The organism is Pseudomonas sp. VD-NE ins (assembly GCF_031882575.1).
Classification (GTDB): Bacteria; Pseudomonadota; Gammaproteobacteria; order Pseudomonadales; family Pseudomonadaceae; genus Aquipseudomonas; species Aquipseudomonas fluorescens_BZ.
Map to the genome: position 1 here is coordinate 6400222 of NZ_CP134772.1, position 13532 is coordinate 6413753.

Here is a 13532-nt window from a genome sequence, read left to right on the forward strand (position 1 = left end):
AGTGAAAGCCATTATTCTGGCTGCCGGACGTGGCAGCCGCATGAAAAGCCTCACCGATGAACGCCCAAAATGTCTGGTCGAGTTGCGCGGTAAACCGCTGCTGGAATGGCAGCTGGAGTCATTGCGGGCAGCGGGTATCAGCGACATCGCGGTGGTGACGGGTTACAAGCGCGAGCTGCTGGCAGAGCGTGGCCTGAGCGCGTTTCACAACCCGCACTGGGCCGAGACCAACATGGTTTCGTCACTGGCCTGCGCCGAGTCCTGGCTTCAGGGCGAGCCGTGCATCGTCAGTTATTCGGATATTTTCTACAGCCCTGTGGCCGTACAGTCGTTGATCAACAGCGACGCAACGCTGGCCGTAACCTACGCCCCCAACTGGTTGCAGCTGTGGACCGAGCGTTTCGGCGATCCGCTGCTGGATGCCGAAACCTTTCGCCTGACCGCCGCGCACACGCTGGCCGAAATCGGCAACAAGCCGCAATCGGTGGACGATGTTCAGGGACAGTACATGGGGCTTTTGCGCTTCACGCCCGAAGGCTGGGCGGAAGTCCTGCGGCTGCGTGCAGAACTGTCGCCGCAGCAACGCGACAGCATGCACATGACCAACACCCTGCAACGCGTTATCGATGCCGGTCGTGTGCCGATTGCAGCTGTCGCCTACACCGGCGAATGGGGAGAGGTCGACTCCAGTGAAGACCTCTCGGTGTATCAATAAGGCACCGGCGCCTTAACGGAACCGGTCAACCTCCTGACGCAGTTCGGCCGCCAGACCTTCCAGTTCCTTGGCGGTCACGGCCAGGTTGGACACCACTTCGCGCTGCTCACTGTTGGCCATCGCAATGCTTTGCAGGTTACTGCTCAAAAGAGTCGCGGTGCTGCTCTGCTCCTGCGTCGCGGTGGTAATCGCGGCAAACTGCTGCCCCGCCGAACGGCTCTGCTCATCAATGCGCGCCAGCGCCGAGGCGACGTTGGCGTTACGCGACAAACCTTCCTGCATCAGCACATTGCCCTGTTCCATGGTGCTGATCGCATTGCCGGTTTCCTGCTGGATGCTGTGGATCATGCTGGAAATTTCATCAGTCGCCTGACGAGTACGCGAAGCGAGGCTACGCACCTCATCGGCCACCACGGCGAAGCCGCGACCTTGTTCACCGGCACGTGCCGCTTCAATCGCGGCGTTGAGCGCCAGCAAGTTAGTCTGTTCGGCAATCGAAGTAATCACGCCAACGATGCCGCCGATTTCCTGCGAACGCTGACCGAGGGTGTTGATCACGGTGGCGGTGCTGTTCAGGGCACCAGCGATTTGCTCCAGCGAGGACGACGCTTCTTCCATCGAGCTGCGGCCAATCTGCGTTTGCTGGGCATTTTCCTGCGCCAGACGCTGGGTCGCGCCCATGTTGTCGGCAATGTTCAGCGAGGTTGCGCTGAACTCTTCCACCGCGCCGGCCATGCTGGTGATTTCGCCGGACTGCTGTTCCATGCCTTCGTAGGCACCGCCGGACAAACCGGACAGCGCCTGTGCACGGCTGTTAACTTCTTGCGAGGCACGACGGATGTGCTCAACCATGGTCGATAAAGCCTGACTCATCTGGTTGAACGCGCGCGACAACTGGCCGATCTCGTCATTGCTCGACACGTTCAGGCGCACGCTCAGATCACCGGCGCCCAAAGCCTCGGCCTGACGCACCAGATCCCCCAGAGGCGCCAGTTTGCTGCGCAGCAGCCAGACCACCGAACCGACCGCCAGCAACATCGCCAACAGACTGCCAATCGCCAGTTGCGTGCCGACACTCCAGGTCACCGCGCGGATCTCGGATTTCGGCATGCTCGCCACCACCGACCACGGCCCGCCATCGAACGGCACGGCAATGCTGTAGAAGTCTTCAGCGGTGTCGCTCCAGAACTCACCCTTGCCCGGTTTCGCCGCCAGACCTTTGATCACCGGAACGGCTTGATCCAGCGCTTGCACACCCGCCGGTGCGACCAGCCATTTGTTTTGCTCATCCAGCAACGCCAGCGAACCGCTCTGGCCGATGCGGAAGCGCTTGAGGTTGTCGAACTGGATGTTCTGCGCATCGGTGTAATCGAAGCCGACGAACAACACCGCAATCACCTTGCCGCTGCCGTCACGCACCGGCGTGTACTGAGTCATGTAGGAGCGATCGAACAGCAAGGCGCGACCGACATAGCCCTGCCCCGCCATCAATTTTGCGTAGGCCGGGTGCGCATGGTCGAGCAAGGTGCCGATGGCGCGCGTGCCGTCCTGCTTGGTCAGCGAGGTACTGACCCGCACGAAGTCTTCGCCGCTGCGCACGAACAGGGTGGCGACGCCAGCGGTCATCTGCTTGAACTCGTCGACTTCCTTGAAGTTGTTGTTCAACACTTCGCTGCCCAGGTGCAGTCCCGGGGTCTGGGTGCCGGCGACTGTCACCGGTTCACTGGGGTGAATGCTCAAACCCGCGCTGAAGCGCTTCTCGAACAACCCGCTCAGGCGCTGAGTGCTTTCACGCAGCGTGCCGTGGAAGGTGCTCAGTTGGTCGGCCAGCAGCCGCGCCTCACTGGCCAGATGCTCTTCACGGGTGGCGAGGTTGGCCGAATCCAGCGAACGCAGGGCGAACACCGTACTGCCACTGATGACTATCGCCAGTATCACGGCGAGGGCGAGGCCTAACTGTGAGGCGATCCGAGCGCGAGGTTGAGACATGACAGCTCCTGGCCGAACTTTCCGATCCTCCTTGATCGCAGCTCGGATAATTTTTAATAGTGGGGGTGAATCGTGGATACCGGCACGACGGTTCCACATGCACGTATTCGGCGGTAAAGCCGAATACTTGAGCGAGCAGCAGGGTTATGGCACAAGGCCGGCATTGTGGCGGCTCGAACGTTTCAGCTCAAGCGCGCAACCGCAGGCAACTCCATGGCGCGGACTTCGCCTTGGAGGAAGTCGCTGAGGCGGCGCAAACGTTCACCTCCCGGGCGGGTCTTTGGCCACACCAGGTAATAATTCAGTCCGCTGGCGACGGCGGTCGGCCACGGCAGGCTCAGTCTTCCTTGTGCCACATCTTCGGCGACCATCAACAGATCGCCCATCGATACACCGTAGCCGCGCGCCGCTGCGATCATCCCTAACTCGAGGGTATCGAACACCTGTCCGCCCTTGAGCGAGACCTGATCCGACAGTCCCATGTGCTCCAGCCAACTGCGCCAGTCGCGGCGATCCGGGGTCGGATGGAGCAATTCGGTGGACGCCAGCCGGGCCAGATCCCACGGCTGATCATTCAGCAGGTTCGGCGCACCCACCGGGATCAGCTCTTCAGGAAATAACAGGCTGGCCTCCCAGTCCGGCGGAAAATGCCCGTCACTCAGCAGCACAGCGCAATCGAACGGCTCATCGTTGAAGTCCACCGAATCGACATCCATCCAGGCGCTGGTCAGTTGCACTTCGTTGCCCGGCTGCAAGTGACGGAAGCGACTGAGCCGCGCCAACAGCCAGCGCATGGTCAAGGTCGACGGCGCCTTCATGCGCAGAATGTCGTCTTCGGCACGCAAGGTATTGCAGGCTCGTTCCAGAGCAGTGAAGCCTTCGCGGATGCCGGGCAACAGCAGACGGGCCGCTTCGGTCAGTTGCAGATTGCGCCCGCTGCGATGGAACAGCCGGCAAGCGAAATGATCTTCCAGGGTTCGAATATGCCGGCTGACCGCACTCTGGGTAATCGACAACTCCTCAGCCGCACGGGTGAACGAGCTATGTCGCGCCGCCGCGTCAAATGCGCGCAGGGCATACAAGGGAGGAAGACGACGCGACATACAGAAAGCTCCTATAGCGGGATGCAGCCAGTCTGACAAAATCTGCTCAGGATGAGTTTTAATCATGCAACCCATCCTTTTTATCCCTTTGTGCAAAGCCTGCCAAGGCCTGAGAATCGACGGTCTCCTGTTCCCTCTGAAATTGAGTGGTAATGACCATGCAGCATCCTGTGCGTACCGAACTCTGGGCCATCCTGCGGCTGGCAGGGCCGTTGATTGCTTCACAGTTGGCGCACATGTTGATGGTGCTGACTGACACCCTGATGATGGCGCGATTGAGTCCTGAAGCGTTGGCCGGTGGCGGTCTCGGTGCGGCGAGCTATTCGTTCGTGTCGATTTTCTGCATCGGGGTGATTGCGGCGGTCGGCACTCTGGTCGCGATTCGCAAGGGTGCCGGCGACATCATCGGCGCCGCACGCCTGACTCAGGCTGGTCTGTGGCTGGCGTGGTTGATGGCGCTGGGCGCCGGGTTGCTGCTGTGGAACCTGAAACCAGTGTTGCTGCTGTTCGGCCAGACCGAAACCAACGTCAACGCCGCCGGGCAATTCCTGATTGCCCTGCCCTTCGCCCTCCCCGGCTACCTCAGCTTCATGGCTTTGCGCGGTTTCACCAGTGCCATTGGCCGGGCGACACCGGTGATGGTCATCAGCCTGGCCGGCACCGTAGCGAATTTCCTGCTCAATTACGCGCTGATCACCGGCATGTTCGGCCTGCCGAAAATGGGCCTGACGGGGATCGGCCTGGTCACGGCAATTGTTGCCAACTGCATGGCGTTGGCGCTGGCCTGGCATATCCGTCGGCATCCGGCGTATGACGCTTATCCGCTGCGCGCGGGCCTGTCGCGGCCGAATCGGCAGTACCTGAAAGAGTTGTGGCGCCTCGGCCTGCCAATCGGCGGCACGTATGCGGTGGAAGTCGGTTTGTTCGCCTTCGCAGCTCTGTGTATGGGCACCATGGGCAGCACGCAGTTGGGCGCGCACCAGATTGCCCTGCAAATTGTCTCGGTGGCGTTCATGGTGCCGGCGGGGATGTCGTACGCGATCACCATGCGCGTCGGCCAGCATTACGGCGCCGGGCAACTGAGCGATGCGCGGATGTCCGGGCGGGTCGGGATCGTCTTTGGCGCCGTGGTCATGCTGGGTTTCGCCATGGTGTTCTGGTTGCTGCCGAATCAGTTGGTCGGGTTGTTCCTCGATCACAATGACCCGGCGTTTGCCGAGGTGATTCGCCTCGCGGTGAGCCTGCTGGCAGTGGCGGCGTGGTTCGAGCTGTTCGACGGCACGCAGACGATTGCCATGGGCTGCATTCGAGGGCTCAAGGATGCCAAGACCACGTTTCTGGTCGGGCTCGCCTGCTATTGGCTGATCGGTGCACCGGCGGCATGGTGGATGGCGTTCCATTTGAACTGGGGGCCGACAGGCGTCTGGTGGGGGTTGGCGTTGGGCCTGGCGTGTGCGGCGGTGAGTTTGACGCTGGCGTTTGAATGGAAGATGAAGCGGATGATTCGGCTGGAGCCGCAATCTCAGGGCTTCAACATCCCTCAACCTGAATGAAGTTCCCCTGTGGGAGCGAGCTTGCTCGCGAAAGCGGTGTACCTGACACATGTATATTGAATGTGTCGCCGCCTTTGCGAGCAAGCTCGCTCCCACAGGGTTATGTGTTCAGCTTACGATTTCGAGGGCTGACTGCTGGCTTGAGCCGAAGGTCAGGTACTCAACCAACTCCGCCAACGGCAACGGCCGGCTGATCAGATAACCCTGCACCTGATCGCAGCCAAACCCACGCAACAGTTCTAGCTGTTCAGGGGTTTCCACCCCCTCCGCCACCACTTCCAGATGCAGGTTGTGCGCGAGATTGATCATCGCGTGCACCAGTTTGCGGTTCTCTTCGCGCTGCTCCATGCCGCCGACAAAGCTTTTGTCGATCTTCAGCAAGGTGATCGGCAGGCTGTTGAGGTGCACGAACGAGGAAAACCCGGTGCCAAAGTCATCCAGCGAGAAACGCACACCGAGACGGCCGAGAGCATCCATGGTCTGCTTGACCAGATCACTACGGCGCATCACGGCGGTTTCGGTCAGTTCGAATTCCAGCCACTGCGCCTCAACGCCACGCTCGGCAATCAACCGGCTCAGCGTCGGCAACAACTGACTGTCTTGAAACTGGCGGAACGACAGGTTGATCGCCATGTGCAGTGCCGGCAAACCGCGTTCACGCAAGGCCTGCATATCGCGCAGGGCCCTGGAAATCACCCAGTAACCCAGCGGCACGATCAAACCGCTCTGCTCGGCCAAAGGGACAAATTCACTCGGCGGCAGCAAACCGCGCTCACCATGACGCCAACGTACCAACGCTTCGAGGCCGACAATCTGGCCATCCTGCATATTCAGACGGGGCTGGTAATGCAGCTCCAGCTCATCGCGGCGCAAGGCCCGGCGCAACTCGCTTTCGAGGTCGGCCATGCTTCGCGCGTTGCGGTTGATGCGTTCGTTGAAGATATGAAAGGTGCAGCCCTGCGTACTTTTCGCCTGCTGCATGGCGATGTGCGCGTGCCACATCAGCGGATCGGCGCCGCCCTGCGCGCGGGCATGGGCGATGCCGAGGCTCGAGCCGATCAGCAGGCTTTCGCCATCGACCCAATACGGTTCGGCGAGGGCTTCGGTGATGCGTTCGGCCATCCACTCGGCGCGCTGCGGTGCACGACGGGTGTCGATCAGCAGGGCAAATTCGTCGCTGCCCAGCCGCGCCAGTTGATCGCCGGCCTCCAGCTGACTTTTCAGCCGTGCGACCACTTGCAGGATCAAGCGATCGCCGGCCTGATGGCCGAGGGCATCGTTGGCGTGACGAAAGTTGTCGAGATCGAGATGCCCGAGGGCCAGGCCGCGCCCGTCGTTTTCCGCGAGGCGCGCGGCGAGCAAGGTCTGGAAACCCTGACGGTTGGCGATGCCGGTCAGCGGATCCTGTTCGGCGAGGCGTTGCAGGGTGTTTTCGAGAACGCCGCGTTCGCGGACATGGCGCAGGCAACGGCGTAGCATGCCGGCGTCGAGGGCGTCGAACACTAGCCAGTCACTGACGCCAACCGGCGCGGTTTCCGGCTCGTGTTCCAGCAGCAAGACCGTCGGCAGGCTGCAACGGCCCGGTGCCGGTTGCAATGCCGGAAGGGTCAACAACACCGCATGGCGGTTGTCTTCGAACAAACTGCTGACCGAGTCCCAGCTCGGCGCGCTGATCAGCACCGCCGCGCTCCCCATCGGAGCCAGACACTCGCGCAATAACGCTGTCCACGCTGGCTCTTCGGCCAGTAGCAGCAAACGCAAGGGTTCGACAGGCGTAGACAAGCTAGCTCCCTAGACTCTGCAATGATGTGGGCGGGGCATTATGCCGTTGCGCCGTTCAATGACCAAATGACAACGGTTATCAAAACGTTATTTTGTGTCACGAATGAGAACATTAGCCGCAAAATCACCGCGCATCCTCCGCGAAAGTAACAAAACCGGCAAATTTGAATCGCGTGGTACGTCACAAGTCGGAGAGAGCAGCACAAATCGCTGAGCCTGTTAAAATGCCGGCCCATTTCGTCAACGACTCCCGAATTTTCGTATGTCCCGACTCAATCCCCGGCAGCAAGAAGCCGTGAACTACGTCGGCGGCCCTCTATTGGTGCTCGCCGGTGCTGGCTCCGGCAAGACCAGCGTGATCACGCGCAAAATTGCGCACCTGATCCAGAACTGCGGCATCCGCGCCCAGTACATCGTCGCCATGACCTTTACCAACAAGGCCGCGCGCGAGATGAAAGAGCGGGTCGGCACCCTGCTGCGCGCCGGCGAAGGTCGCGGCCTGACCGTCTGCACGTTCCACAACCTTGGTCTGAACATCATCCGCAAGGAACACGTGCGGCTGGGCTACAAACCCGGTTTCTCGATCTTCGACGAGACCGACGTCAAAGCCCTGATGACCGACATCATGCAGAAGGAATACGCGGGCGACGATGGCGTCGACGAGATCAAGAACATGATCGGCGCCTGGAAAAACGACCTGATCCTGCCGCCTCAGGCGCTGGAAAACGCGCGAAATCCCAAGGAACAGACCGCCGCCATCGTCTACACCCACTATCAGCGCACGCTGAAAGCGTTCAACGCGGTGGACTTCGACGACCTGATCCTGCTGCCGGTAAAACTCTTCGAGGAACATGCCGACATCCTCGAAAAGTGGCAGAACAAGGTCCGTTACCTGCTCGTCGACGAATACCAGGACACCAACGCCAGCCAATACCTGCTGGTGAAAATGCTCATTGGCACGCGCAACCAGTTCACCGTGGTAGGTGACGACGACCAGTCGATCTACGCCTGGCGCGGCGCGCGGCCGGAAAACCTGATGTTGCTCAAGGACGACTATCCGTCCTTGAAAGTGGTGATGCTCGAGCAGAACTACCGTTCGACGAGCCGCATCCTGCGTTGCGCCAACGTGCTGATCTCGAACAATCCGCACGAATTCGAAAAACAGTTGTGGAGTGAGATGGGCCACGGCGACGAGATCCGCGTGATCCGCTGCCGCAACGAGGACGCCGAAGCCGAGCGCGTGGCCATGGAAATCCTCAGCCTGCACTTGCGCACCGACCGTCCGTACAGCGATTTCGCGATCCTCTATCGCGGTAACTATCAGGCCAAGCTGATCGAGCTGAAGTTGCAGCATCATCAGGTGCCGTACCGCCTGAGCGGCGGCAACAGCTTCTTCGGCCGCCAGGAAGTGAAAGACCTGATGGCCTACTTCCGCCTGATCGTCAACCCGGACGACGACAACGCCTTCCTGCGGGTAATCAACGTGCCGCGCCGGGAAATCGGCTCGACCACCCTGGAAAAACTCGGCAACTACGCCACTGAGCGCAAGATCTCGATGTACGCCGCCACCGACGAAATCGGTCTGGGCGAGCATCTGGACAGCCGCTTCACCGATCGCCTGGGGCGCTTCAAGCGCTTCATGGACAAAGTCCGCGAGCAGTGCGCCGGCGAAGACCCGATCTCGGCGCTGCGCAGCATGGTCATGGACATCGACTACGAGAACTGGCTGCGCACCAACAGCTCCAGCGACAAGGCGGCCGACTACCGGATGAGCAACGTCTGGTTCCTGATCGAGGCGTTGAAAAACACCCTCGAGAAGGACGAAGAAGGCGAAATGACCGTCGAGGACGCTATCGGCAAACTGGTTCTGCGCGACATGCTCGAACGTCAGCAGGAAGAAGAAGACGGTGCCGAAGGCGTGCAGATGATGACCTTGCACGCGTCCAAGGGTCTGGAATTCCCTTACGTGTTCATCATGGGCATGGAAGAGGAAATCCTCCCGCACCGCTCCAGCATCGAAGCCGACACCATCGAAGAAGAACGCCGTCTGGCCTACGTCGGCATCACCCGCGCGCGTCAGACCCTGGCGTTCACCTTCGCCGCCAAGCGCAAGCAGTACGGCGAGATCATCGACTGCGCGCCGAGCCGCTTCCTCGATGAGCTGCCGCCGGACGATCTCGCCTGGGAAGGCAACGACGACACACCGACCGAAGTCAAAGCCGTGCGCGGCAACAACGCATTGGCCGATATACGCGCGATGTTAAAGCGCTAGAATTGACCACTTTTTTTACTAGACCTTCGGCGCACAAAGCGCCAAAAGAGGACAGCTTCATGGAAGCATTGCAGCAGAAAATCCGCGAACAAGGCATTGTGCTTTCCGACCAGGTCCTGAAGGTCGACGCCTTCCTGAACCACCAGATCGACCCGGCCCTGATGAAGCTGATCGGCGACGAATTCGCCTCGCTGTTCAAGGATTCGGGCATCACCAAGATCGTCACCATCGAAGCCTCGGGCATCGCCCCGGCGATCATGACCGGTCTGAACCTCGGCGTGCCGGTGATCTTCGCCCGCAAGCAACAGTCCCTGACCCTGACTGAAAACCTGCTGTCGGCGACCGTTTACTCGTTCACCAAAAAGACCGAAAGCACCGTGGCCATCTCCCCGCGCCACCTGACCAGCAGCGACCGCGTGCTGATCATCGACGACTTCCTGGCCAACGGTAAGGCCTCGCAAGCGCTGATCTCGATCATCAAACAGGCCGGCGCGACCGTTGCCGGCCTGGGCATCGTCATCGAGAAGTCCTTCCAGGGCGGCCGCGCCGAACTGGACTCGCAGGGCTATCGCGTTGAATCGCTGGCCCGCGTGAAATCGCTGACGGGTGGCGTCGTTACCTTCATCGAATAACCGCTGAAAGCCGCAAGTTCACCGCAATACCTGTGGGAGCAAGCTCGCTCCCACATGTTTTTTTGTCGTTTGTTACTGCGCGGTGGCTTTGAGGCCGGTGAGGAGCAGGCGTTGGAAGAGGTCTTCTTTCAGGCCTTCCGGGTGGGTGAGTTGCATGCGTTCTAGGTGTTCGGGGTATAGCGATGCTTCGGGGGCGTCGAGGGCTGCTTTGCCGAGTTCGAGGATTTCGGTGAGTTTGAATTTGCTCTTCAGCCAGTTCAGCGCACGCAATAGATCCCGTTCGATCGCGGTGAAATCACAGCCCAGCGGATACTCCGGAAACAGGTTCGGATGCCGTGCGGCGATCGCTTGCAAACGCTGTGGTGTGTTGTCGGCAAAGCGTGGGTCGAGGCGGAAATCCTTTGGCAGTTTGCCGACCTTTTGCGCTTGTTCGATCAGGCCCTGCTGGAAGCGCGAGTCACTGATGTTCAATAGCGATTCGATCACTACGGCATCGCTTTTGCCGCGCAGGTCGGCAATGCCGTATTCGGTCACGACGATGTCGCGAAGGTGCCGGGGGATCGTGCAGTGGCCGTATTCCCAGACGATGTTGGAGCTGACGTCGCCACCGGATTCACGCCAGCTGCGCAGGATCAGAATCGAACGGGCATCGTGCAACGCATGCCCCTGGGCAACAAAGTTGTACTGTCCGCCGACGCCACTGAGCACGCGCCCGTCTTCCAGTTGATCCGCCACACCGGCGCCGAGCAGGGTCATGGTGAACACGGTGTTGATGAACCGCGCATCAAGGCGTTGCAGACGCTTGAGTTCTTCCTGCCCATACAACTCGTTGATGTAGCTGATGCGGGTCATGTTGAATTCGAGGCGTTTGCTCAGTGGCAGTTCACGTAAGCGCTCGTAAAAACTGCGCGGGCCGAGGAAGAAGCCACCGTGCACCGAGATGCCGTCAGTCTGCGCGGCCTCGTCGAGGGTGCCGGCATTGACCTGTTCCTGCGTCAGCACATCGGGGTAGACCTTGCGCCGAATGATCCCGGCATCAGCCAGTACCAGAAGGCCGTTGACGAACATTTCGCTGCAACCGTACAGGCCTTTGGCGAACGGTCCGGTGCCGCCTTCGCGGTTGATCAACTGCGCCCATTGGCTGAGGTTGATGTCGTCGAGCAACGCCTTATAACCGGCATTATCCGCCTGTCGTGCGAGCAGTGCGGCAGTCAGCGCATCACCCATCGAGCCGATGCCAATTTGCAAGGTGCCGCCATCGCGCACCAGCGTACTCGCGTGCAAACCAATGAAATGGTCCTGAAACCCCACCGGCATATTCGGCGTGGAAAACAGCGTGCTGCTGTCCTTGGCGTCGATCAGCAAGTCGAAGGTGTCGATATCGACTTCAGCATCGCCGGGCATGTACGGCAGATCGGTGTGAACCTGGCCGACCAGCAAAATGGTGTCCCCGGCTTGGCGACGCTTGGCGATCATCGGCAACAGGTCGAGGGTGATGTCCGGGTTGCAGCTCAGGCTCAGGCGATCCGGATGTTCGCTGCTGCTGGCCAGTAATTGCGCCACCAGGTTCAGGCCGGCGGCGTTGATGTCGCGGGCGGCGTGGCTGTAGTTGCTGCTGACGTAATCCTGCTGGGCCGGGGCGCTGTTGAGCAGGCTGCCGGGCTGCATGAAAAACTGTTCGATGCGGATGTTGGCGGGCAGGCTGTCGCGGTGCAGGTCGGCTAGGAAATCGAATTCCGGGTAGTCACCGAAGACGCGCTCGACGAAAGGTTCGATGAAGCGCTTTTGCAAACCATCCCCCAAGTTCGGACGGCCAAGGCACAGGGCGGTATAGATCGTCAGTTGCCGCTCGGGCAGGCTTTTGATCCGCCGGTACAGCGCGTTGACGAAGTGATTGGGCTTGCCCAGGCCCAGCGGCATGCCCATGTGGATATGCGCCGGCAAGCGTGCCAGCACGTCGTCCACTGCCTGTTCGATCGAACACAACTGCACCATCTGAAGCCTCCTGCCCGTTCCGTGAATAGGGGTAGACCGAGCTTGCCTTGAGTTTGCTGCAATGAACAGAGTCAGATTCCCCTCACCCTAACCCTCTCCCAGAGGTAGAGGGGACTGAATGGGGGATATTGGGGAGGTACGCCGACGTGAACCTGCTTTGCCGAATCCATAATCGACTTGATGTTTCAGGTCGATGTCGGACGAAAGACAACTCGGTCTGCCCCCTCTCCCTCTGGGAGAGGGCTGGGGTGAGGGTGAGGGGCTCTTGAATCGCAGGCACAAAAAAACCGTCCGAAGACGGTTTTTTTCATCAGAAGCGCGGCTTATTTCAGGCCAGACATCTTCTCGATCGCGCCCTTCAGCTCGGCATCCGAGCAATCGGCGCAGGTGCCTTTCGGCGGCATCGAATTGATACCGGTGATGGCTTTGGCGAGGATGCCATCAAGACCACCCTGATGATCGGCGCGTTCTTTCCAGGCGGCGGCATCACCGATTTTCGGCGCACCCAACAGGCCGGTACCGTGGCAAGCGTTGCAATGTTTGGCAATCACTTCATCCGGGGTTTTCGCCCCGCCACCGCCGCCTGCGGAAGCGGCAACTTCCATCCCCTTGCACTCCTTGCCTTGAACACACACTTGGCCGACCGGCTCGAGGCGTTTGGCAATGTCATCATTCGTCGCAGCTTGAGCGCTGACAGCCCAGAGGGCCAGTACGGTTGCTGGTGCAGCCAGCATTTTCATAATTAGGTTCACGCGTTCACCCTCAATGGTGGCTATTCACGCCTGCGGCCACGGTTCGCAGGCGGGCGGAAGTATAGCGGGTAGCCCGTCACACTGAAACAACCCCATAGTCGAAGGGGTTATACCGCACGGTAGAAAAACTCTCCGGATGCCTTTGCCATCATGGCTTGGCAGCTCTTTGTTAAAAATTCGCCGGCGTGGCTGCGCTGATTAGTCGCGCAGGCGCGTCGAACGGATTACGGAAACGGTGCGGCTTGGTACTTTCAAAGTAGTAGCTGTCGCCGGCTTCGAGAATAAAAGTTTCCAGGCCCACCACCAGTTCCAGACGACCTTCCACCAGAATCCCGGTTTCTTCGCCTTCATGGGTGAGCATTTCTTCGCCGGTGTCGGCGCCCGGCGGGTAGATTTCATTGAGGAAGGCGATGGCGCGGCTGGGGTGCGCGCGGCCGACCAGTTTCATGGTCACGGCGCCGTCGGAAATGTCGATCAGCTCGTTGGCCTTGTAGACGATCTGGGTCGGGACTTCCTGCAGGATTTCTTCGGAAAAGAACTCGACCATGGACATGGGAATGCCGCCAAGCACCTTCCTCAGCGAACTGATCGAAGGGCTGACGCTGTTCTTTTCGATCATCGAAATGGTGCTGTTGGTGACGCCCGCGCGTTTGGCGAGTTCACGCTGGGAAAGCCCTTTGAGCTTGCGGATCGATTGCAGTCGTTCACCGACGTCCAAGGCGGGAGCCTCCTGATGTTG

The 13532-nt window shown here is 60.2% G+C and carries 10 protein-coding genes; 4 read left to right on the forward strand and 6 right to left on the reverse strand.

The window, feature by feature from the left end:
* The first annotated feature begins 1 nt into the window (after window position 1).
* Window positions 2-715, forward strand: coding sequence for a phosphocholine cytidylyltransferase family protein (locus RMV17_RS28705; protein ID WP_311884266.1), 714 nt, complete (start codon window positions 2-4; stop codon window positions 713-715).
* 12 nt (window positions 716-727) lie between these two features.
* On the opposite strand, the gene RMV17_RS28710 is transcribed toward RMV17_RS28705, so the two are convergent.
* Window positions 728-2704 carry a methyl-accepting chemotaxis protein gene (locus RMV17_RS28710; RefSeq protein ID WP_311884268.1) on the reverse strand — a complete coding sequence of 659 codons (1977 nt, stop codon included), beginning with the start codon at window positions 2702-2704 and terminating at the stop codon, window positions 728-730.
* A 182-nt stretch (window positions 2705-2886) separates the two neighbouring features.
* A complete protein-coding gene (locus tag RMV17_RS28715) occupies window positions 2887-3807 on the reverse strand; it encodes a LysR substrate-binding domain-containing protein (protein ID WP_311884270.1) in 921 nt (306 codons plus the stop codon).
* Window positions 3808-3965: 158 nt separating this feature from the next.
* Between RMV17_RS28715 and RMV17_RS28720 the strand changes: the two genes are divergently transcribed.
* Window positions 3966-5360, forward strand: coding sequence for a NorM family multidrug efflux MATE transporter (locus RMV17_RS28720; protein ID WP_034152289.1), 1395 nt, complete (start codon window positions 3966-3968; stop codon window positions 5358-5360).
* Between the two features lie 108 nt (window positions 5361-5468).
* On the opposite strand, the gene RMV17_RS28725 is transcribed toward RMV17_RS28720, so the two are convergent.
* Window positions 5469-7142, reverse strand: coding sequence for a bifunctional diguanylate cyclase/phosphodiesterase (locus RMV17_RS28725; RefSeq protein WP_311884272.1), 1674 nt, complete (start codon window positions 7140-7142; stop codon window positions 5469-5471).
* 262 nt (window positions 7143-7404) lie between these two features.
* Between RMV17_RS28725 and rep the strand changes: the two genes are divergently transcribed.
* On the forward strand, window positions 7405-9414 hold the full coding sequence (gene rep / locus RMV17_RS28730) for a DNA helicase Rep (protein ID WP_311884274.1): 2010 nt from the start codon (window positions 7405-7407) through the stop codon (window positions 9412-9414).
* Window positions 9415-9473: 59 nt separating this feature from the next.
* Window positions 9474-10046 carry a xanthine phosphoribosyltransferase gene (locus tag RMV17_RS28735; RefSeq protein WP_034152041.1) on the forward strand — a complete coding sequence of 191 codons (573 nt, stop codon included), beginning with the start codon at window positions 9474-9476 and terminating at the stop codon, window positions 10044-10046.
* Between the two features lie 72 nt (window positions 10047-10118).
* Here the strand turns inward: RMV17_RS28735 and RMV17_RS28740 are convergent, their stop codons facing one another.
* The 3 genes from RMV17_RS28740 to RMV17_RS28750 form a co-directional block, all read right to left on the reverse strand.
* The gene (locus tag RMV17_RS28740; RefSeq protein WP_311884277.1) at window positions 10119-12041 is read right to left on the reverse strand and encodes an acetyl-CoA hydrolase/transferase C-terminal domain-containing protein; all 1923 of its coding nucleotides are present in this window, start codon (window positions 12039-12041) and stop codon (window positions 10119-10121) included.
* A gap of 323 nt (window positions 12042-12364) precedes the next feature.
* Window positions 12365-12781: a c-type cytochrome gene (locus RMV17_RS28745; RefSeq protein ID WP_311887096.1), complete on the reverse strand. Its 417-nt coding sequence runs from the start codon at window positions 12779-12781 to the stop codon at window positions 12365-12367.
* 181 nt (window positions 12782-12962) lie between these two features.
* Window positions 12963-13511: a cupin domain-containing protein gene (locus tag RMV17_RS28750; protein WP_007920393.1), complete on the reverse strand. Its 549-nt coding sequence runs from the start codon at window positions 13509-13511 to the stop codon at window positions 12963-12965.
* Window positions 13512-13532: the final 21 nt, after the last annotated feature.

Bases quoted from the DNA above. Each gene is read 5' to 3' on its own strand.
- RMV17_RS28710 (WP_311884268.1), bottom strand. From the start codon at position 2,704: ATGTCTCAACCTCGCGCTCGGATCGCCTCACAGTTAGGCCTCGCCCTC.
- RMV17_RS28715 (WP_311884270.1), bottom strand. From the start codon at position 3,807: ATGTCGCGTCGTCTTCCTCCCTTGTATGCCCTGCGCGCATTTGACGCG.
- RMV17_RS28720 (WP_034152289.1), top strand. From the start codon at position 3,966: ATGCAGCATCCTGTGCGTACCGAACTCTGGGCCATCCTGCGGCTGGCA.
- rep (WP_311884274.1), top strand. From the start codon at position 7,405: ATGTCCCGACTCAATCCCCGGCAGCAAGAAGCCGTGAACTACGTCGGC.
- RMV17_RS28735 (WP_034152041.1), top strand. From the start codon at position 9,474: ATGGAAGCATTGCAGCAGAAAATCCGCGAACAAGGCATTGTGCTTTCC.
- RMV17_RS28740 (WP_311884277.1), bottom strand. From the start codon at position 12,041: ATGGTGCAGTTGTGTTCGATCGAACAGGCAGTGGACGACGTGCTGGCA.
- RMV17_RS28745 (WP_311887096.1), bottom strand. From the start codon at position 12,781: ATGAAAATGCTGGCTGCACCAGCAACCGTACTGGCCCTCTGGGCTGTC.